The following is a 20,105-nucleotide window of genomic DNA, read 5'->3' as shown; positions in this document are numbered from 1 at the left end:
GGGGAGGCCATGGCGATACTCCGTTTTCGAGGTGGGGACGTTCGCGCGGATCAGGCCGCGCCCGGTCGGGCGAGGCCGCGGATCCAGTCCGCCGCGAGGCCGACATCGGCCTGCGACAGGCCGTGGCCGACCGGCACGACCCGGTGCGAGACCGCGGCGCCGGCGGCTTCAAGCTGCCCGGCGAGACGGCGCGCGTTCTCGGCCGGGACGATCGGGTCCATGGCCCCGGAGAGCATCAAGACCGGCTTGCCCGCCAGGTCGGCGGCGGGCGGCTCGGAGAGCGGCACCATCGGGCGGATCAGCACGGCGCCGGCCAGCACCGCCGGGTCCAGCATCAGCAGCGCGGCGGCGATGTTGGCGCCGTTGGAGAAGCCCAGCGCCACGGGGGCGGCGATCCCGTAGCGCTTCCGCGCCGCGGCCACGAAGGCGGCGAGTTCCGCGGTGCGGCGGCGCAGGTCGGCCTCGTCGAACACGCCTTCGGCCAGGCGCCGGAAGAACCGCGGCATGCCGTTCTCCGTCACCGCCCCGCGGGGCGACAGCAGGGCGGCGCCCGGGGCCACGATCCGGCCGAGCGGCAGGAGGTCGTGCTCGTTGCCGCCGGTCCCGTGGAGGAGCAGCAGCGGCGGCGCGTCGGCGGCGCCCGGTTCGAACAGGTGGATCAGGCTGAAAGCGTCTTGGGTCATGGCGACCTCGCGGGTGGCATGGTTTGCGCCCCCGCCCCGTTCGTCCAGGGCGGAGGCATCGGTTCAGGCGACCTGCGGCAGCACCGCCTCGATCTGGGCCCGGTGCGGCTCCAGCCCGGCGGGCAGCTTGAGGGCGGTGCCGAGGGACTCCGCCGGCTCGTCGACCGTGAAGCCGGGGGCGTCGGTGGCGATCTCGAACAGCACGCCGCCCGGCTCGCGGAAGTAGACCGACCGGAAGTACTGCCGGTCCCGCTGCTCGGTGACCTGGAGGCCGAGCCCGGCGAGTTTTTCGGCCATCGCGGCCTGCGCGGCGTCGTCGGCCGCCCGGAACGCGATGTGGTGGACCGAGCCCGCCCCCTGCCGGCCGGGCAGGAAGCCGCCCACCGCCCGGAGGGTCACGAAGCCGCCGAGGGTCGCGCTGCCGGCGAACCGGATCAGGTTGCCCTCGCGGGCCTCCTCGCGCAGGCCCAGCACCTCCGTGAGGATCGCGGCCGTGGCCTCGGCCGTCTCCAGCAGGAGCGTCACCCCGTGCAGGCCGCGGATCGCGTGCTCGGCCGGGACCTCGGCCGAGGCCCAGGCGGGCTCCGCCTCCGCGCCGTCGACGCCGACCAGCGCCAGCATCATCCCGTCGGGATCACGCAGGCGCAGGGTCGGCGCGCCGAACACCTGGACCAGCGGCTCGTGGGCGACGCCCTTCTCGATCAGCCGGTGGGTCCACCAGCCGATCGAGCCCCGGGGCACCCGGAACGCGGTCTCCTGGGTCTCGCCGATCCCGACCCGGCCGGGGGCCGCGTGCGCGATCGGAAAGAAGGTCAGGATCGTTCCGGGCTGCCCGGACGCGTCGCCGTAATACAGGTGGTAGGTGCCCGGATCGTCGAAGTTGACGGTCTTCTTCACCAGCCGCTGCCCGAGCACGCGGGTGTGGAAGTCGAGGTTGCGCATTGCCGGGCCGGAAAAGGCCGTGACGTGGTGGAGGCCGGACTGCACCATGACGCTGTCTCCCGAGAGGCCGCCGCGGGAAGCGCGGCGGGCGTGTGTCGATGACGGCAATCTGGCCCTTGCCAACGGATCCGAAAATAGAAACGCTGGAAACCCATCGTTTCCGGAATGCAACCCATGCGGCTCCCCGATTTCGAGGCCTGGGCGGTCTTCGCCAAGGTGGTGGAGGTGGGCTCGTTCGGCCGGGCCGCCGCGGATCTCGGCCTGTCGAAGGGCACCGTCTCGAAGGCGGTGGGCCGGCTGGAGGCCCGGATCGGCGCGCGGCTGTTCAACCGCACCTCGCGCAAGCTCGCCCTCACGGAGGCCGGCCACGCCGCCAAGGCCGGCGCCGCGCGGATCCTGGCGGAGGGCGAGGCCGCGGAGGCGCTGGCCGTGGCGGGCGCCGCGGAGCCGCGCGGCCTGGTCCGCCTCGCGGCTCCGATGACCTTCGGGGTGATGCATGTCGCGCCGCGGCTGCCCGATTTCCTGCGCCAGCACCCGGCGGTCTCGGTGGACCTGCACCTGTCCGACGCGGTGGTGGATCTCGTGGGCGGCGGCTTCGATATCGGGCTGCGGATCGCGGCGCTGCCGGATTCCTCCCTGCGGGCCCGGCGGCTCTGCGCGATCCGGCGCTCGCTGGTGGCGACGCCCGCCTATCTCGACCGGCACGGGCGGCCCGGACATCCGGACGACCTCGCCCGCCACGCCTGCCTGGGCTACGCCTACCTGCCGACCCCCGACCGCTGGCGGTTCGTCGACGCGGCCGGCGTGGAGGCCGTGATCGTGCCCGGCGGACAGCTGCGCGCCAACAACGCCGAGGCGCTGGCCCCGGCGCTCCGGGCCGGGCTCGGCCTCGCCCTGCAGCCGGACTTCATGATCTGGGACGACCTGGAGGCCGGGCGGCTCGAGCGGGTCCTGCCCGGCTGGTCGCCGCCGCCGATCGCGCTCCACCTCGTGACGCCCCCCGGCGACCCGCGGCCGGCCCGGATCAGCGCGCTGCTGGGCTATCTCGGGCAGACGCTCGCCCAGGCGCCCTGGGCCGGCCCGGCGCCGGGCTAGGGCCGCCGCCGCGGGCGGCGCGAGCGGACATCGAAGGCGTGCGCGGGCTGAAACCCTAACCTGCGTGAGTGCCCGTCAGCCAAGAGCACAGGACAAGAGCACCGGACCATCGCGGCCCGACTATGTCCCTACGGTTGCTACACTTTGAATGACTTTATACAAAACTTCTTGACTCGCACGAGTGTATCTGGCGAAATCAAATCGCTTGATGACCCGACCTTTCCAGGGATGGCCGGGGCCGAAACCGATCGACGCGCGTCCGCCCGCGTCCGGCATCCGCTCCAACCGCGTGCCCGGCTTGTGCCCTCGAGCCCCGTCCGTTCGAGGCCCCGATGCTGACCGCGGTTCCCTCTCGCTCCGTGCCTGACCGCCTGCGCCACAAGACCGTGGCCGCGGCCGTCGCGGAATCCCTGCGCCAGAGGATCCTGACCGGCGAGTTCCCGGCCGGCACGCAGCTGCGCCAGGACGCGCTGGCGGAGGAGTTCGGGATCAGCCGGATCCCGATCCGCGAGGCGCTGCTGCAGCTCGAAGCCACCGGCCTGATCAAGATCATGCCGCATCGCGGGGCCGTGGTCTCGGGCCTGTCGGTGGAGGAGGTCGAGGACATCTTCGCCCTGCGCGTCCGGCTCGAACCCGAGCTGCTGGCCCTCTCGGCGCCGCGCCTCAACGAGCAGGACCTCCAGGGCCTGCGCGACCTCACCGAGGAATACGGCGCCGCCCTGGAGGCCGGCGAGATCCTGCTCTGGGGCGAGTTGAACCGGCGCTTCCATCTCGACCTGCTGCGGCATGCCGGGCGCCCGCGCTCGCTGACCATCGTGGCCAGCCTGCTGCAGGATTGCGACCGCCCGACCCGGCTGCAGCTCTCGGCCTCCGGGGACGTCGCCCGCGCCGACCGGGAGCACCGGGAGATCCTCGCCCTGTGCGAGGCCGGCCAATTCGACGCGGCCGCCGACCACCTGCGCCGCCACATCGAGTTCGCCGCGCAATCCCTGATCGCGATCTACCGGCGCGCCCTCACGCCGTAAGGCGGCAGGCCGGGATCACCGGGGCCGCCTTACGGGCCGGCCGTCGGTCGAGCCGGATCGTCGAGCGCGATGCGCGGACGAAGACGCCTCCTGAAATGGATCACCCACCCGGCAAGGTCGGCGCGGCGCCTTGGTTTCCAAGGCTGTCGCGACTGCGATAGGACGGGGTGCGCGCGGTCGCCCGGCGGGCGGCCTTCAGCACGGGTGGGGATGCCATGGCAGGCAAGGACGAAGCGACATGGCGGGTCGGCGTCCTGTTCTCCCGCAGCGGGGTCAGCGGCGTCACCGAGACCGAGCACTTCCTCGGCACCGCCCTGGCGATCGAGGAGATCAACACGGCCGGCGGCGTGCTCGGGCGGCCGATCGAACCGATCTGCTACGATCCGGCCGGCGACAACGACGCCTATCGGTCCTATGCCCGCCGGATGCTCGCCGAGGACGGGGCCGAGGTGGTCTTCGGATGCTCGCTCTCGGCCAGCCGCAAGTCGGTGCTGTCCACCGTCGAGCGGCACAACGGCCTGCTCTGGTACCCGTCGATCTACGAGGGCTTCGAGTACTCGGAGAACATCATCTACACGGGCGCGACCCTCAACCAGAACGTCTTCGCGTTGGCGGACTACCTCCTGCAGGAGCATGGCCCCCGGATCTTCCTGATCGGGTCCGACTACATCTACCCGCGCGAGTCGAACCGGGTGATGCGCGACCTCGTGGAGGCCAAGGGCGGGACCATCGTCGGCGAACGCTACGCGCCCCTCGATGCCGACGATGCGGCCCATGCCGACATGGTCGCCGAGATCCGCCATGCGGCGCCGGACGCGGTGTTCTCCACCGTGGTCGGGCGCGGCGCCGAGCGGCTCTACCGGGCCTACGCGGCATCGGGGATCGACCGGAGGCGCTGCCCGATCGCCAGCCTGACCCTGGCGGAGGGACAGATCCGGGCGATCGGCCCGGACCTGTGCAGCAGCCACGTCCTGGCGGCCTCGTATTTCGCGGCGCTTGCGGGCGAGGAGAACCGACGCTTCGTCGCCGCCTTCCGGACCCGGTTCGGGTCCGAGCGCCCGACCAGCATGTGGTCTGAGACCGCCTACGCGCAGGTGCATCTCTTCGCCCGCGCGCTGGCGGAGGCCGGCACCCTCGATGCCGAGCGCCTCGGCGCCGCGGCCCTGCGGCAGCGCCTCGCCGCACCGGAAGGCGAACTCGCCTTCGATGGCGAGACGCGGCACGTCTGGCTCACCCCCGGCATCGGCGTCGCCCGCGCCGACGGGCAGTTCGATGTCGTCTGGCGGGCGCGCCGGCCGGTGCGGCCCGATCCGTACCTCGCCTGGTCCCGGTTCGAGACGAACTGCCTGGACGAGGGGATGGCCGCGTGACGGCGCCCGCCCGCAAGATCCTGGACGACCTGAGGCGCGCCCGAGCCCTGGTCATCCATCCCCCCGACGAGGAGGGCGCCGCGCTTCTGGAGCAGCTCCGGCGCCTCGGCTGCGCGGTCTCCCTCGCCTGGCCGCCGCCGGCCGCCCTGCAGCCGGACATCGACACGCTGTTCATCCAGCTCGACGACGCGCAGGTGATGCACCTCCTGCCGTCGATCGAGGAGATCGAGCCCGCCGTCATCGCCATCGTGGCCTACGAGAGCCCGACATCGCTGAAGGCGATCGCCGACGTCAACGCGCACGGCGTGCTGAACAAGCCGCTGCACCCGCGCGGGGTGCTGACCCAGTTTGCCCTGGCCCGCTACCGGCGCGGCTACGAGGGTCGGTTGATCAGCAAGATCAACCGGCTGGAGGAGACCATGAAGGGCCGCCGCACCGTCGAGAAGGCGGTCCGGCTGCTGGTGGAGCTCAACCGGATCGACGAGGAGGCCGCCTACAAGATGCTCCGGGATCGTGCCACCGCGTCCCGCGTGCCGATGGCGAGCGTGGCCGAGAGCGTCGTCTCGGCCCACGAGGCGATGAGCGGCCTCGGTTTGCGCATCGCGTTGGCGGAAAAGACCTGAATGCAGCAGCCTGCCGCAAATATCACCTTGCGACCGGTCTTCAGGCGCGTATCGTAGTCTTATCGGGCAAGGTTGCCCCGCAGCAGCAGTGCTGCATGACATCTCGGCTTTGGAGCCTCTGGTCCGCGGATGACGTCCGCGCCCAGGGGCTTTTTGCGTTTTGGAGCCATCATGATCCAAGCGAGCGATCCCGCACGCCCGCCGTTACGGGTGTCCTGCATCCAGTTCGAACCGCACTTCGGTGCCGTCGCGGCCAATATCGCGCACGCCTCGGATCTCATCCGCGCCGCCGTGGCGGAGGGCAGCCGCCTGATCGTCCTGCCCGAACTCGCCAGCACCGGCTACGTGTTCGAATCCGACGCGGAGGCGGCCTCCCTCGCCGAGCCGGTGCCGGACGGGCCGACGGCCCGGGCCTGGGCGGCGCTCGCGGCGGAACTCGGCGTCCACATCGTGGCCGGCATCGCCGAGCGCGGGGACGGCGTCCTCTACAACGCCGCCGTGATCGTCGGGCCGCAGGGCTACATCGGCACCTACCGGAAGGCGCATCTCTGGGACCGGGAGAACGTGTTCTTCGCCAAGGGCGACCTCGGTTTCCCGGTCTTCGACACGGCGCTCGGCAAGATCGGGGTCGCGATCTGCTACGACGGCTGGTTCCCCGAAACCTTCCGGCAGCTCGCCCTCGGGGGCGCCGAGATCGTGTGCATCCCGACCAACTGGGTGCCGATGCCCGACCAACCCGCGGGCGAGGCCGCCATGGCCAACACCCTGCACCGGGCCGCGGCCCACTCGAACGGCGTCTTCATCGCCTGCGCCGACCGGGTCGGCACCGAGCGCGGCCAGCCCTTCGAGGGGCAGAGCCTGATCATCGGCCCCAAGGGCTGGCCGCTGGCCGGCCCGGCGAGCCGCGACCGGACCGAGACCCTCTCGGCCGTGGTCGATCTCGACGAGGCCGGCCGCAAGGATCTGAACGGGTTCAATTCCCTCCTGCGTGACCGCCGGACCGACATCTACGGCTGACCCCGCCACCACCTCGTCTTTCCCAGGAGCCCATTCATGGTGACACGTTCTCTCATCGGCACGGCGGCGGCGCTCGTGCTCGCGACCTCGGCTGCGCAGGCCGCCGACGGCAAGCCGATCGTCATCGGCGTGCCGATCGGCCTGTCGGGGGCCAACAGCGTCGTCGCGCCGTCGGTGGTGCAGTCGGCCGAACTCGCGGTCGAGGAAATCAATGCGAACGGCGGCGTGCTCGGCCGGAAGCTCGTCCTGGAGGTGGCCGACGACGCCTCCGGCGCGGCCGGCGCCCAGAAGGCCTTCGACGGCCTGATCTACCAGAAGAAGGTCGATGTCCTGATCTCCATGGAGACGAGCGCGGCCCGCAACGCAGGCCTGCCCGCCGTCACCAAGGGCCGCGTGCCGTACATCTACACCTCGTTCTACGAGGGGCATTCCTGCAACAAGAACATGTTCGTGGATGCCTGGGTGCCGGAGCAGCAGGTGCCGCCGGTGATCGACGCCTTCAAGGCCAAGGGCGCCAAGACCTACTTCCTCATCGGCAGCGACTACGCCTTCGGCCGCGGCATGCTCGGCTTCGCCAAGAGCTACGCCGAGAAGACCGGCGGCAAGGTGGTGGGCGAGGAATACCTGCCGATGGACGGCAGCGACTGGACCGCGATCATCTCCAAGCTGAAGGAGGCCAAGCCCGACGCGCTGATCACCTCGACCGCCGGCGGCGCGCCGAACGTCACGCTCACCAAGCAGCTGCGCGGCGCCGGCGTGTCGCTGCCCTTCGCCAACCTCGCGCTGGACGAGGGCACCGCCAAGAGCATGGGCGCCGACGCCGAGGGCGTCTACCTGTCGGCCTCCTACGTGACCGGGATCGACAGCCCGGAGAACAAGACCTTCCTGGCCGCCATGAAGAAGAAGTTCGGCGCCGAGCTGCGGACGCCCAACGATCTCTCGGTGCCGGAATACGAAGCGATCTACCTCTACAAGGCCGCCGTCGAGAAGGCGGGGGGGACCGAGACCGCGAAGGTGCTCGAGGCCCTGCCCACCGTGAGCGTGACCGGGCCGCGGGGCACGATCCGCATGAGCAAGCAGCACCACGCACCCCTGACCATGTATCTCGGCCAGATCCAGGCGGACGGATCGGTCAAGGTCGCGGGCACCTTCAAGGATGTCGATCCCGGCGAGCAGTGCCCGAAGCTGCCGTGACGTGATGCGCCTCTCCCTCCCTCCCGGGGGAGGGAGCGTCCGGGATCGGCCGTCGGGCCGATCCGCTTACGCCGCGCGAAGACGCCGGCTCATCCGGAAGCTGCGATGCTGCTCATCCTCGACATCCTGACCACCGCGGCGATCCTGTTCGTGGTCTCGATCGGCCTCCTCGCGATCTTCGGCGTCCTCAAGATCATCAATTTCGCCCACGGGGCGTGGCTGACGATCGGCGCCTACTGCGCCGTGGTGACGGCCAGGCTCGGGCTCAATCCCTGGGCGGCGCTGCCGCTGGCCTTCGTGGTCGGCGCGGGCCTCGGCGGCCTGGCGGAGCACTTCATCATCCGCCCCCTCTACCGCAGGCCGCTGGACGCGATCCTCGCCACCTGGGGGCTCGGGATCGTGCTCGGCCAGCTCATCACCCTGGCCTTCGGCCGCGACGTCCAGCTCACCCCGAACCTATTCTCGGGCACCGTCGCGATCCTCGGCGTCGATTATTCCGCCTACCGGCTCGTGGCCCTCGGCATCGCCCTCGCGATCGGGATCCTGTTCGCCCTCACCATCGAGCGGACGCGGCTCGGCCTGTCGGCCCGGGCCGTGATCATGAACGAGACCCTGGCCCGCAGCCTCGGCATCGATACCGGGCGGGTGCGCCTGGTGGTGTTCATGATCGGCGCGGGCCTCGCGGCGCTGGCGGGCGTCCTGCTGACGCCGCTGACCAGCGTCGATCCCAACATGGGGGTGAGCTGGCTGATCGGCGCCTTCATGCTGGTGATGGTCGCCGACGCGTCCTTCCTGGCGCTCGCGGCGGCCTGCCTCGTCTTCGGAGCCGCGCAGGTCCTGATCAGCACCTTCGTCAGCCCGATCCTGGGCAGCATCGCCGTCGCGGTGCTCGCGGCCCTCGTCCTGCGCGTCAGCCCGAAAGGTTTCTCCCGTGCTTGACACGATCCCCGCCACGGAGCGCGCCGCCCTCTCCAGTCGACGCCTCGCCCGGGCGGCGCCCCTCGTGGTCGCGGCGGTGGCGGCCTCGGCCCTCTGGATCGCGCCGGCGTACCTCGACACCTTCGCGGTCAACGTGCTGACCCGCTCGATGATCTACGCGGTGCTCGCCGTCACGGTGGACCTGCTCTGGGGCTTTGCCGGCATCCTGACCTTCGGCCAGGCCGCCTTCTTCGGCGTCGGCGCCTACGCCGCCGCCATGATCCTGGGCGCCTACGGGGCGACCCCGCTCGGGATTGCGGCCGGCATCGCCACCGCGGTCGCGGCGCCGGCCCTGCTCGGCCTCGCGGTCGGGTGGCTGTCCTTCTATCACCGCTCGACGCCGCTCTACGCCTCGGTGATCTCGCTGGTCGTCCCGATCGTCGTGACGCAGCTCATCTACTCGGGCGGCGAGTGGACCGGCTCCAGCAGCGGCCTCGTCGGGTTCGACGTGCTGCCCTTCGAGAGCGAGGGCTATTTCCGCCTCGCGGCCCTGTTCCTGATCGCCGTCACGCTGGCGGCCTGGATCCTGGTGCGGTCGGATGCCGGGCGCGCCCTCGTGGCCTTGCGCGACAACGAGGCGCGCTGCGCCTATCTCGGCCTCAACCCCCGGCGCCTGCAGATCCTCCTGACCGCGGCGCTCGCCGCCGTGGCCGGGCTCGCGGGGTTCCTGTTCGCCAACGCGTCCGGCGTGGTCGCCCCCGAGAATGCCGGCTTCCTGTTCGGCACCGAACTGGTGATCTGGGTGGCGCTCGGCGGCCGCGGCACGCTGCTCGGCCCGGTCCTGGGCACGATCGCCATCGACTACCTCGCGGCCAATCTCTCCGGCGACCTGCCCTTCCTCTGGCAGCTCCTGCTGGGCACGGCCTTCGTGGCGATCATCATCCTGCTGCCGGGCGGGCTCGCCGACCTCGCCGGCCGGCTGTGGCGGGCGCTGCCCCTCGGCCGGACGGAGCCCGCCGCCCCCGCCCTGGTGGCGCGGGACGCCACCGCCGCCGCGACCGCGACGGATGCTCCGATCCTCAAGGTGGAAGGCCTGGCCAAAGCCTATGGCAGCCTGACCGTGCTCGAAGGCATCGACCTGGAGATCCGGGCGGGCGAGCTCGTCAGCCTCGTGGGCCCCAACGGCGCCGGCAAGACCACGCTGATGCGCTGCCTCAGCGACGGCACCGAGCCCTTCACCGGCGCCATCGCCATCGGCGGCACGGCGATCGCCGGGCTGACGCCGAACCGGATCGTCGGGCTCGGGGTCGGTCGCAAGTTCCAGGTGGCGAGCGTGTTCGAGAGCCTGTCGGTGGCCGATTGCCTGCGGCTCGCGCGGGCCCCGCATGACGGGCTGAACCCGGTCGGCCGGGCCCCGACGCTGGGCCTGCCGCAGGCGGCCCTCGACGTGCTGCGGATGACCGGCCTCGACCGCCTGCTGACGCAGCCGGCGCGCCTCCTGTCCCATGGCCAGAAGCAGGCCCTGGAACTCGCCATGGTGGTGGCTCTGGAGCCCCGGCTGATCCTGCTCGACGAGCCCACCGCCGGCCTGACCAAGGCGGAGCGCACCACCATCGGGACCGTCCTCAAGGCGCTGACCGCCGGGCGCAGGATCGCCGCCGTCCTGGTCGAGCACGACCTCGACTTCGTCCGGGAGATCTCGTCCCGGATCGTGGTGCTGCACCAGGGCCGCCTGGTTCTCGACGGCACCGTGGACGCGGTCGTCGGCTCCGATCTGGTCCGGACCATCTATTCGGGAGGCGCCCATGGTTGAGGCCGCGCAACGCACCGCGCCGTCGGGGGCCGCCCTCGACCTCGATGCCGTATCGAGCGGCTACGGCGCCGTCTCGATCGTGAAGGGCGTGTCCCTGGCGGTGGGAGCGGGCGAGATCGTCGCCCTCCTCGGCAAGAACGGCATGGGCAAGACCACGCTGCTCAAGACCATCCTGGGGATGGTGGCCCTGCGCGGCGGCAGGATCACCATCGCCGGACAGGGGCTCTCCGGGCTGTCCCCCGCCAAGCTCGTGGCGCTCGGCGTCGGCTACGCGCCGCAGGAGCAGCCGCTGTTCCAGGACCTGTCGATCCGGGACAACCTGCGCCTCGCGGTGCCGTCCGACCGGCACCTGCCGGAGGCGCTGGAGCGCCTGTTCGGCCATTTCCCGTTCCTGAAGGACCGGCTCGCCCAGCGCGCCGGCACGCTCTCCGGGGGCGAGCAGAAGATGCTGATCCTCGGCCGCGCCCTGATGCTGCGCCCGCGCCTCCTCCTGATCGACGAGATCTCCGAGGGCGTGCAGCCCTCGATGGTCGAGCGCCTGCGCGCCGTGCTCCTGGCGGAGCGGGCCTCGGGCCTGTCCATGCTGGTGGTGGAGCAGCACGTCGCCTTCGCGCTGGGCCTCGCCGACCGCTACGCCGTGCTCAAGCTCGGCGAGGTCGTCGACAGCGGCTCGGCCAAGGCCCCGGATGCGCAGGCCCGCGTCATCGACCACCTCGCGGTGTGAGGCATGATGGAACTCAACACCTTCTCCATCGCCGCCCGGTGTCCCCGGACCGGGCGGCTCGGCGTCGCGGTGGCGAGCGCCGTGCCGGCCGTGGGCGGCCTCTGCCCGTACATCCGGGCGGGGATCGGGGCCGTCACCACCCAATCCTGGGTGAACCCCTACCTCGCCCTGCGCATCCTCGACGGGCTCGCCGGGGGGCAGCGATCGGACGCGGCCCTCGCGTCCGCGATCGAGACCGACGACCGGCCGGACCTGCGCCAGATCGGGCTGGTGGATGCGGGCGGCGCGGCCGCCGCCTGGACCGGTGCCGGCTGCACGGCGCAGGCCGGGCACCGCACCGGAGCCGGATACGCCGTGCAGGGCAACATGCTGGCCGCCCCCGGGGTGATCGACGCCATGGCCGAGGCCTTCGAGCGCAGCGCCGCCTGCGACCTCGACGAACGGCTGATGCGCGTCCTCGAAGCCGGCGAGGACGCGGGCGGCGATCGGCGCGGCAAGCAATCGGCGGCGCTGAAGATCGTCGCCCGCGAGGATTACCCGTGCCTCGACCTGCGCGTCGACGAGCATGCCGCCCCCGTGGCCGAGCTGCGCCGCGTCCTCGCCGTGGCCCGGCGGCAGCTCGTGCCCTTCGTGGCCGGGATGCCGCGGCGGGAGGGGCCGGCCGGCGCGTTGCCGGAGGATGTCGCCGCGATGCTCCTTCGGTCTCCCGGCGAGCGGCCCGGCGCGGCGGCCGCGGGCGCCCTCGACCCGCTGCACGACATCGTCGGCCTGCCCCCGGAGGCGGTCGCACGGGTCGCGCACCTGCATGCGCAGTTCGCGCCGGTCCTGGCCGAGATCCGGACCCTTCGCGACCTCGACCTCGCGGCGGTCCATCCCCCGGTCGTCTTCGACCCGAGCCTGCCCTATCGCCGGGTGCCCCATGACTGACGCCATCTGGTCCCTGCCGATCACGGAACTCGCCCGGCGGATCGCGGCGCGGGAGCTGTCGAGCGTCGCGCTCGTCGGCGCTTACCTCGACCGGATCGGGCGCCTCGACGGCGACCTCCAGAGCTTCGTGTGCCTGTCGCCGGCCGCCCTCGACGCGGCCCGCGCGGCGGACGGGGAGATCGCCCGGACGGGGCCGCGGGGGCCGCTCCACGGCATCCCGATCGGCATCAAGGACAATTACACGACCGCCGACCTGCCGACCCGGGCGGGCACCTCGGTCGACGCCCTGACCTTCCCGCGGCAGGACAGCCATTGCGTCGCGAAGCTGCGGGCGGCCGGCGCCGTGATCCTCGGCAAGCTGCGCATGCACGAATTCGCCTGGGGCATGGTCACGCCGCCGACGCGCAACCCCTGGGACCTCGCGCGGGTGCCCGGCGGATCCAGCGGCGGATCGGGGGCGGCGGTGGCAGCCCGGCTGTGTCCGGCGGCGCTCGGCTCGGATACCGGCGGCTCCATCCGGATCCCGGCGGCCCTCTGCGGCGTCGTGGGCCTCAAGCCGACCTATGGGCGGATCGGCCGCTCGGGGATCGTCCCGCATTCCTGGTCCCTCGACCATGCCGGGCCGCTGACCCTGACGGTGGCCGACGCGGCGCTCCTGCTCCAGGTCCTGGCCGGCCCCGACCCGGCAGACCCTGCCGCCGCCTCCGCCCCCGTGCCGGATTACACGGCCGGCCTCGACGCGCCGGTGCGCGGGTTGCGGGTGGCGGTGATCCGCAACCACTTCTTCGAGGCGGTCGATGCGGACGTCGCCGCGGCGGTCGAGGAGGCGATCCGCTTCTTCGCCGGGCAGGGCTGCACGGTCCGGGACGTCACGGTGCCCGCCCTGCGTTACGGGCTCGGCGCCATCTACGCCATCGAGCTGGCGTCCTCCACGGCCTATCACGACCGCAGCCTCGCGCAGGGCCACGTGGCCGGCTTCGCCGAGGACGTCCGCGACCTCGTCGAGATGGGCCGGCTCGTGACCGGTCCGGACTACCTGCGGGCCGAGCAGGCCCGGGGGCTGATCATGGCCGAGATGGCCGCCGCGCTGGACGACGCGGACGTGATCGTCACCCCCACCTCGCCGCTGACCGCGTGGCGGACCGACGAGGCGACCGTCGCGCTCGCGGGCCGGCAGGAGAGCGTGCTGGCGGCGTCCTGGCGCCTCACCTACCCGTTCAATCTGACGGGGCTGCCCGCCATCGCGCTGCCCTGCGGCTTCGACCGGCGCGGCCTGCCGATCAGCCTGCAAATCGCCGCCCGGCCCTTCGCCGAGGACATGCTGCTCCGGTTCGCGAACCGATATGAGCGAGCGCACGATTGGCGGCATCGTGTCCCGCAGTTCGCGCGTGAGCCGTGACGGACGCCTCCTGAAGAGCAGTGCATGCTCTCGCTTGCTTACGGTCCACGATGCCGCGGTGGTTCGGAGGACATGTCCGGGGGGCACGCATGACCGTCCCGGCCGCGAGGCGGCGACGCTACGGCGGGCCCGCGCGAATTCTGCATCGTCACAGGTAACGCAGGCCGGGCCAGGATGCGCGGCGCTTCCGATCGGCCTCGGCCTCGCGGCCGGGCTGCCCGCCATACCGTCTGCCATCGCGTCGATCATCGGCAATGGGGCCGGCTGCACGTTGAGCGAGGACGACGTCCATCCGTGCGTGATCGCCGGGATCGATCTCGGTCTACCCCTGAGGCTGATGGCGCCCATGGGCTGGGGCGTCATCGCGATGCTGCCCGTCATGGCGCTTACGCTGGTGGCGGGCGTGGTTTGGGGCGGCGTCCGCATCGGTCTGGCGTGGCGTCGGTCTGGCGTGGCGGCGTCGGCGGGGAACGCGACGCGCAGCCGACCGTCCGGCCCCATGGGGCGGTTGCCGCCCCGCGATTGTGACCGTTCCTGCCTGCATGCTACGCCCTGCGGAACGGCTGAGCGAAACCTCGACGGATACGGCTCCATGGGCGACCCGACCGACGCATCACCGTGCTCCGCGCCGGTTCCTGGCGGAGGGCTTCGGGCATGACCTCCATCTCGGGTCTGCCCGCCTTCCTGCTCTACCTCGTGACGGCCGGGGGACTGATCGGATTCTACCTTCTCGTCTATACGCTCGCCACCGCCCACAATGAGGTCGCGCTGATCCGGCGGGACGTGGCGGCGGCCGCGGTGGCGCTGGGCTTCAGCCTCGTCGGCTTCGCGTTGCCGCTCTCGGTGGCGATCTACAACGCACAGTCCATCCTCGATTGCATCGTCTGGGGCCTCGTCGCCCTCGTCGTGCAGATCCTGATCTACTGGCTCGTGCGCCTCGCGGTGCCCGATCTGTCGCGGCGCATCGAGGACGGGCGGATGGCCGCCGCGGTGCTCCTCGGCGCGGCGTCCTTCGCGGGCGGCCTCGTGAACGCCGCCTCGATGACCGCCTGAGATGGCGGACGCGCGCATGGCCGGGCCCGGAGAAGACCCTGCCGAGAGCCGCCGGCGCAAGCGCTCGGCCGCGATCTCCCTCGTCCTGGTCACCGGGGCCGGGGCGGCGGCGCTCGGATTGGGCTGGCTGGATCCCTCCCAGAAAGAGGAGGACGCCCTGGTGTACGACAGCCTGTCCGCCTGCATCGGCCAGGGTCTTCGCACGGAGGAGGCCTGCACGACCGATTACGCGGCGGCCCAGGCCGCCTATTCCGCGACGGCGCCGCGCTACGCCACCGCGGAGGCATGCCGGGCGCATCACGGTCCGGACGGGTGCGTGGCGGGAGAGACGCTCGCCCCGGACGCAGCCGGCGCCTTCGTGCCTCTGATGGCCGGCTACATGATCGGGCGCACGCTGGAACAAGGCCTGCCGGCCCAGCCGCTCTACCGGCACGCGGAGGAGAACCAGGGGGCCGGCGGAGGCAGTGGCGGCGGAGGCGGCTACTGCACCGGTTCGGGCGGCCGGGTCTACGCCGCTGCGGGCCGTCCGGCGACCCGCGTCGCGTCCAGCGTGGCGCGCGCGACGGCGTCCGCACCGCGGATGGTGTCCCGGGGCGGGTTCGGTGGGACCGGGCGGGCGATCGCTTCGGCCGGCAGCCGCTCGGGCGGGTTCGGCGGCGGCTGATGCGCCGCGTGCCCCTCCCGGAGCGTCCCGATTGGCGCGATCACGCGGCGCGGGCCGGCTTCACCGTCCACACCTTCGACGACGAGCCCTACTGGGACGAGAGCGCCTACTACGCCTTCACCCTGGCCGAGATCGAGGACGACATCGAGGCGCCCACGCGGGAGCTGCATGCCCTGTGCCTCGCCTTCGCCGACCGGGCCGTGTCGGACGGCGCGATCCTCGCCTCCCTGGCGATCCCCGAGCACGCCTGGGACGCCATCGCGGACAGTTTCCGGCGGCGCGACCCCTCCCTCTACGGCCGGATGGACTTCTGTTACGGCGGGGCCGGCACCGGACCGGCCAAGCTCCTCGAATACAACGCCGACACGCCGACCGCCCTCTACGAGAGCGCCGTGTTCCAGTGGCTCTGGCTGGAGGATAGTCTCGCGCGGGGACGCCTGCCGGCGGGGGCGGACCAGTTCAACGCGCTCCACGAGCGGCTGATCGCCCGCCTTGCCGCCATGGGGCTCCCCGGCGCCCTGGCGTTCACGTGCTATCCCGACGCGCCGGAGGACAGGGGCACGGTCGCCTACCTGCAAGATTGCGCCGTGCAGGCTGGGCTCGCGGCGCCGTTCGTGCCGCTCGAGGCGGTCGGCCTGTCCGAGGACGGGCGGTTCCTCGACGCCGCAGGCCGGCCGCTGGCCGCCCTGTTCAAGCTCTACCCCTGGGAATGGCTGCTCGCCGACGCGTTCGGCCCGGCAATCGGCGCTTCGCCCACCCGCTTCGTCGAACCGCCGTGGAAGGCCGTGCTCTCCAACAAGGGCCTGCTCGCCCATCTGTGGGCGATGGCGCCCGGCCACCCGAACCTCCTTCCGACCTACTTCGAGGACGATCCCGGCAAGGCGGCCCTGGGCACCTCCTTCGCGAAGAAACCGCTCGTCTCGCGTGAGGGCGCCAACATCCTGCTCGTGCGCGACGGCGTGCTCCTGGAGCGCGACGCGGGCCCCTATGGTCGCGAAGGCTTCGTGCGGCAGGCGCTGGCGGAACTCCCCGCCTTCGATGGCCGCCACGCGCTCGTCGGCAGTTGGATCGTCGGGGACGAGCCCTGCGGCCTCTGTATGCGCGAGGGGCTGGGCCGCATCACCACGGACCGGGCACGGTTCGTGCCGCATCTCATCGAAGGCTGAAGCGGGGCTCGTCAGCGCCCCGCGACCAGGGCGGAACCGTCAACCGCCCCGATTCCAGTCTTCCCATCCGTCGACGCCGCCGTGAACACGGCGCGGCCCCACTCGTGGTCCCGAGCGTGAGCCGAGCGGCCTCACCTGGGGCGCGGCGGTCGCGCCGTATCGTGCGGATGACGTGCGGCAGCGCCCTGCCGAGGGCATGCTCCGCCTGCCGGCTGGGGTGCCACGCCGTGGCATCCCGGTCACACGGCGTAGGGAAACCGCGTCTGCACAACCGACGGAAGCACCCGGCGGCCCATGCCTTCCTTGCCGATGCAAGCAATAAACATGCCATTCTGAAATTCAGTCGGTACCGCGACCCGAGACATACCGAATAAATTCCGATCAATATTCTACATCAACACAATGATTGATTGATTTCGTTGTCGTTTTGAAAAGCAAAATTCCACTTGCACGCCGCGTTTTACGAGATTTAATCTTCACCTATTCGCATCGCTCGCCGCATCAGATTGAGAAAAACGACGATCCACTGCGGGGAACGACGGCGTTGTTTCCATTTCTACGGGAAAACGGGCAGATAAGATGCGTAGACATGCGTACGTCGATTGCATTTCAGGGGGTGGATTTAATCGTCGGCGCTTGATCGCGACCGCGTTGTGCCGTTCGACCCTCGGTCTGGCGGCCTTGGGTGCCTCGGTCTCGCACCACGCCCTCGCCCAGAGCCTCGCCAGCACCGACCCCGCAACGTGGCGCACGCCGGAATACCAGGCGGATTGGGGCCTGGAGGCGATGCACGCCGCCGACGCCTACGCGGCCGGCTATACCGGCCTGGGCGTCACCGTCGGGGTGGTCGATTCCGGCGTCTACAGAGCCCACCCGGAATTCGCCGATGGCCGCATCAAGCCGCTGACCTTGACCGGCACGTTCGGTGCCGACGGGTTTTACTTCATGGATTGGTCTGGAAACCCGATCAATCGATCACCGCGACCCACCAGCTTCTCCGGCGGCCAGCCCTACAGCGTTCCGGGCGCGTACAATGCTGCCTACAACGATCCGCACGGAACGCATGTGACCGGCACGATCGGGGCCTCCCGAGACGGCGTCGGCATGCATGGCGTGGCGTTCAACGCCAACGTCTACGTTACCAACACGCAATCCACCGACGAGATGACGTACGGTGCCAACGCCGATTACGCCTACTTCAAGAACGCTTATGGCAGCTTGGCTGCGGCCGGGGCCCGGGCCATCAACACGTCGTGGGGAAATTCACCGCCCGCCGACAGCTACAACAACATCGAGGGACTCGTAAGCTCCTACGCAAATTTTATCGGCAAGAAGACATATCTTGATGCACTTGCTGAAGTAGCTAAGAAATATGATCCGATCCTGGTCTTCGCCGCCGGAAATAATTCTACCGCTCATCCGGACACGCGATCCGTACTTCCATATTTTCAATCGGATCTCGAACGCAACTGGGTGACCGTCGGGGCCACGCGTCGGGACGATCAGGGCCGATCCGATCCCAGCCGTCTTGTATTGGACATCTACTCAGTAAAAGCAGGCGCCGCAAAATATTGGTATGTCGCAGCACCCGGCGGCGCGATCACGAGCACCGTTCCACCTTCGGCTCCAGGGGATGCCTGGACGGCCGATCACTGGCACGTCGATCTGAACAAACAGAGCGGCTACTCGACCGTGAACGGCACCTCGATGGCCGCGCCGCATGCCACGGGCGCACTCGCGGTGATCATGCAGCGCTATCCGTACATGACCAACCAGCAGGCGCGCGACGTCCTGCTCACCACCGCCTATCACCGCAACGCCGTCGATGGCGTGCCAGACGCCAACCCGAACGCCCCCAACGCGATCTGGGGCTGGGGCGTGATCGACCTCAACAAGGCCATGAAGGGGCCGGGCCAGTTCCTCGGTCCCGTCGTCGCCAACCTGCCGACCGGCACCAGCGACACGTGGTCGAACGACATCTCAGAGGATGCCCTCGTCCAGCGCAAGCAGGAGAACGATGCCGAGGCCGCCGCCTGGCCCGCCCGGAAGGCAGACGGGGATCGGCAGCGCACCGTTCCGGCCCTTCAGGCCGCCATTCCCACGGCGCGCAACACCCTCGACGCTGTGGTCAAGGCCTTGGGCAGGGGCAATCAGGCGGCCATTCTAACCGCTCTCAAGGTCGCCGGCGCGGACCCGGTCGCCAGCGTCATTCTCGACACCTTCATTGATGGCACCGGATACCGGCGCTATTGGCCACTCACCAACTATGGCTACGCCCGTGGCTATGTCGGCTGGCGGCTGGGGAGCTATCTCGCGGGCCTGACCAGCGCCGACTACGCACGAACCGCCGTAGCGGTCGCCGCCGAATGGCAAGCGGAAATCCCGCTCGAGACCACCCGCATCGCGTCCTTCGCGTCGATCCCGACCCGCGGCAGCCTGATCAAGACCGGCGGCGGCACGCTCACGCTCACCGGCACCAACAGCTATTCCGGCGGCACCACCTTCGCCGGCGGTACTTTGTCCGTGTCGCGCGACGCCAGCCTCGGCGCGGCCTCCGCCCCGCTCAGCTTCGACGGCGGCGTCCTGCAGGTCACCGGCACCGGCTTCACCGCCACCGACCGGCCGATCACCTGGGCGAACGGCGGCGGCGGGCTCGACATCGCCGACCCGGCCAACACCTTCACCCTCACCCAGTCGCTCACCGGCACCGGCGGCCTGGCCAAGCTCGGCGCCGGAACCCTCGCGCTGTCGGGCACCAACACCTACGCGGGCGCCACCACCATCGCGGCCGGCACCCTGCTGGCCCGCGGCGGCCAGGCCATCGGCGACCGCAGCGCCGTGCTCGTCGGCGCCGGCGCCACCCTGGCGCTCGCCGACGGCGAGACCGTCGGCTCGCTCGCCGGACAGGGCCGCGTCGCGCTCGGATCCGCCCGCCTCACCGCCGGCGGCGACAACAGCTCCACCACCTTCGCCGGGACCCTCGACGGCACCGGCGGCCTGACCAAGGCCGGCGCCGGCACGCTCACCCTCGCCGGCACCAATACCTATACCGGCGGCACCACCCTGGCCGGCGGTACTTTGTCCGTGTCGCGCGAGGCCAGCCTCGGCGCCGCCTCCGCCCCGCTCAGCTTCGACGGCGGCGTCCTCCAGGTCACCGGCACCGGCTTCACCGCCACCGACCGGCCGATCGCCTGGGCCGCGGGCGGCGGCGGGTTCGACATCGCCGACCCGGCCAACACCTTCACCCTCACCCAGTCGCTGTCCGGCCCCGGCGGCCTGACCAAGCTCGGCGCCGGCACGCTCACGCTGACCGGAGCCCACGGCTTCACCGGCCCGACCATCGTCGCCGCCGGCGGGCTCGGCCTCACCGCCTCCGCCAGCCTGGTCTCGCCGGTGATCACCCTCGCCGGCACCACCCTGACCCATGCCGGGACGCTCGCCGGCGGCCTGACCAACGCCGGCATCACCCTCACCAGCGGCACGAGCGAGGGC

At 71.1% G+C, this 20,105-nt stretch carries 17 protein-coding genes; 15 read left to right on the top strand and 2 right to left on the bottom strand.

Features of this window, described 5'->3' with window-relative positions:
- Positions 1–50: 50 nt before the first annotated feature.
- Both FV233_RS21660 and FV233_RS21655 read right to left on the bottom strand, forming a co-directional pair.
- Complete coding sequence (locus tag FV233_RS21660) at positions 51–683, bottom strand: alpha/beta hydrolase (protein WP_147898735.1); 633 nt, start codon at positions 681–683, stop codon at positions 51–53.
- Positions 684–746: 63 nt separating this feature from the next.
- Positions 747–1,673 carry a ring-cleaving dioxygenase gene (locus tag FV233_RS21655; RefSeq protein WP_147898734.1) on the bottom strand — a complete coding sequence of 309 codons (927 nt, stop codon included), beginning with the start codon at positions 1,671–1,673 and terminating at the stop codon, positions 747–749.
- A gap of 126 nt (positions 1,674–1,799) precedes the next feature.
- Here FV233_RS21655 and FV233_RS21650 point away from each other — a divergent pair, with 126 nt between their 5' ends.
- The 15 genes from FV233_RS21650 to FV233_RS30920 form a co-directional block, all read left to right on the top strand.
- Positions 1,800–2,720, top strand: a complete 921-nt coding sequence (locus FV233_RS21650; protein ID WP_147898733.1) for a LysR family transcriptional regulator — start codon at positions 1,800–1,802, stop codon at positions 2,718–2,720.
- Positions 2,721–3,052: 332 nt separating this feature from the next.
- Positions 3,053–3,745, top strand: a complete 693-nt coding sequence (locus FV233_RS21645) for a GntR family transcriptional regulator (protein WP_147898732.1) — start codon at positions 3,053–3,055, stop codon at positions 3,743–3,745.
- 215 nt (positions 3,746–3,960) lie between these two features.
- Complete coding sequence (locus tag FV233_RS21640; protein ID WP_147898731.1) at positions 3,961–5,115, top strand: transporter substrate-binding domain-containing protein; 1,155 nt, start codon at positions 3,961–3,963, stop codon at positions 5,113–5,115.
- A complete protein-coding gene (locus FV233_RS21635; RefSeq protein ID WP_147856283.1) occupies positions 5,112–5,738 on the top strand; it encodes an ANTAR domain-containing protein in 627 nt (208 codons plus the stop codon). Before FV233_RS21640 ends, FV233_RS21635 begins: the two co-directional genes overlap by 4 nt.
- Positions 5,739–5,909: 171 nt before the next feature.
- Complete coding sequence (locus FV233_RS21630) at positions 5,910–6,755, top strand: nitrilase family protein (protein ID WP_147898730.1); 846 nt, start codon at positions 5,910–5,912, stop codon at positions 6,753–6,755.
- Positions 6,756–6,791: 36 nt separating this feature from the next.
- Positions 6,792–7,949 carry a substrate-binding protein gene (locus tag FV233_RS21625; RefSeq protein ID WP_187277830.1) on the top strand — a complete coding sequence of 386 codons (1,158 nt, stop codon included), beginning with the start codon at positions 6,792–6,794 and terminating at the stop codon, positions 7,947–7,949.
- A gap of 105 nt (positions 7,950–8,054) precedes the next feature.
- Positions 8,055–8,888 (top strand): branched-chain amino acid ABC transporter permease, encoded by an 834-nt coding sequence (locus FV233_RS21620; RefSeq protein WP_147856281.1) that lies wholly within the window; start codon positions 8,055–8,057, stop codon positions 8,886–8,888.
- Positions 8,881–10,680 carry an ATP-binding cassette domain-containing protein gene (locus FV233_RS21615; protein ID WP_147898729.1) on the top strand — a complete coding sequence of 600 codons (1,800 nt, stop codon included), beginning with the start codon at positions 8,881–8,883 and terminating at the stop codon, positions 10,678–10,680. The genes FV233_RS21620 and FV233_RS21615 overlap by 8 nt, the downstream gene beginning before the upstream one ends.
- Entirely contained in the window at positions 10,673–11,404 is a 732-nt protein-coding gene (locus tag FV233_RS21610) for an ABC transporter ATP-binding protein (protein WP_147857376.1), read from the top strand. The genes FV233_RS21615 and FV233_RS21610 overlap by 8 nt, the downstream gene beginning before the upstream one ends.
- A 3-nt stretch (positions 11,405–11,407) precedes the next feature.
- Positions 11,408–12,331 carry a DUF1028 domain-containing protein gene (locus FV233_RS21605; RefSeq protein ID WP_147898728.1) on the top strand — a complete coding sequence of 308 codons (924 nt, stop codon included), beginning with the start codon at positions 11,408–11,410 and terminating at the stop codon, positions 12,329–12,331.
- Positions 12,324–13,730, top strand: a complete 1,407-nt coding sequence (locus FV233_RS21600) for an amidase (protein ID WP_147898727.1) — start codon at positions 12,324–12,326, stop codon at positions 13,728–13,730. Before FV233_RS21605 ends, FV233_RS21600 begins: the two co-directional genes overlap by 8 nt.
- A 654-nt stretch (positions 13,731–14,384) precedes the next feature.
- The gene (locus FV233_RS21595) at positions 14,385–14,783 is read left to right on the top strand and encodes a DUF350 domain-containing protein (protein ID WP_147898726.1); all 399 of its coding nucleotides are present in this window, start codon (positions 14,385–14,387) and stop codon (positions 14,781–14,783) included.
- A gap of 16 nt (positions 14,784–14,799) precedes the next feature.
- Positions 14,800–15,447 carry a DUF1190 domain-containing protein gene (locus tag FV233_RS21590; protein ID WP_246690052.1) on the top strand — a complete coding sequence of 216 codons (648 nt, stop codon included), beginning with the start codon at positions 14,800–14,802 and terminating at the stop codon, positions 15,445–15,447.
- Positions 15,447–16,613 carry a glutathionylspermidine synthase family protein gene (locus tag FV233_RS21585; RefSeq protein ID WP_147898724.1) on the top strand — a complete coding sequence of 389 codons (1,167 nt, stop codon included), beginning with the start codon at positions 15,447–15,449 and terminating at the stop codon, positions 16,611–16,613. The genes FV233_RS21590 and FV233_RS21585 overlap by 1 nt, the downstream gene beginning before the upstream one ends.
- Positions 16,614–17,249: 636 nt before the next feature.
- Positions 17,250–20,105 (top strand): S8 family peptidase (locus tag FV233_RS30920; RefSeq protein WP_210249498.1); only part of this gene is annotated, 2,856 nt, incomplete at its 3' end.

The organism is Methylobacterium sp. WL7 (genome assembly GCF_008040085.1).
Lineage (GTDB): Bacteria > Pseudomonadota > Alphaproteobacteria > Rhizobiales > Beijerinckiaceae > Methylobacterium > Methylobacterium mesophilicum.
This window is presented reverse-complemented; position numbering and strand designations above follow the sequence as displayed.

What these genes read in the sequence shown, in the direction of transcription:
- FV233_RS21600 (WP_147898727.1), top strand. Translation starts at nt 12,324, where the DNA reads ATGACTGACGCCATCTGGTCCCTGCCGATCACGGAACTCGCCCGGCGG.
- FV233_RS21605 (WP_147898728.1), top strand. Translation starts at nt 11,408, where the DNA reads ATGATGGAACTCAACACCTTCTCCATCGCCGCCCGGTGTCCCCGGACC.
- FV233_RS21590 (WP_246690052.1), top strand. Translation starts at nt 14,800, where the DNA reads ATGGCCGGGCCCGGAGAAGACCCTGCCGAGAGCCGCCGGCGCAAGCGC.
- FV233_RS21585 (WP_147898724.1), top strand. Translation starts at nt 15,447, where the DNA reads ATGCGCCGCGTGCCCCTCCCGGAGCGTCCCGATTGGCGCGATCACGCG.
- FV233_RS21640 (WP_147898731.1), top strand. Translation starts at nt 3,961, where the DNA reads ATGGCAGGCAAGGACGAAGCGACATGGCGGGTCGGCGTCCTGTTCTCC.
- FV233_RS21620 (WP_147856281.1), top strand. Translation starts at nt 8,055, where the DNA reads ATGCTGCTCATCCTCGACATCCTGACCACCGCGGCGATCCTGTTCGTG.
- FV233_RS21595 (WP_147898726.1), top strand. Translation starts at nt 14,385, where the DNA reads ATGACCTCCATCTCGGGTCTGCCCGCCTTCCTGCTCTACCTCGTGACG.
- FV233_RS21660 (WP_147898735.1), bottom strand. Translation starts at nt 683, where the DNA reads ATGACCCAAGACGCTTTCAGCCTGATCCACCTGTTCGAACCGGGCGCC.
- FV233_RS21650 (WP_147898733.1), top strand. Translation starts at nt 1,800, where the DNA reads ATGCGGCTCCCCGATTTCGAGGCCTGGGCGGTCTTCGCCAAGGTGGTG.
- FV233_RS21610 (WP_147857376.1), top strand. Translation starts at nt 10,673, where the DNA reads ATGGTTGAGGCCGCGCAACGCACCGCGCCGTCGGGGGCCGCCCTCGAC.
- FV233_RS21630 (WP_147898730.1), top strand. Translation starts at nt 5,910, where the DNA reads ATGATCCAAGCGAGCGATCCCGCACGCCCGCCGTTACGGGTGTCCTGC.
- FV233_RS21655 (WP_147898734.1), bottom strand. Translation starts at nt 1,673, where the DNA reads ATGGTGCAGTCCGGCCTCCACCACGTCACGGCCTTTTCCGGCCCGGCA.
- FV233_RS21625 (WP_187277830.1), top strand. Translation starts at nt 6,792, where the DNA reads ATGGTGACACGTTCTCTCATCGGCACGGCGGCGGCGCTCGTGCTCGCG.
- FV233_RS21645 (WP_147898732.1), top strand. Translation starts at nt 3,053, where the DNA reads ATGCTGACCGCGGTTCCCTCTCGCTCCGTGCCTGACCGCCTGCGCCAC.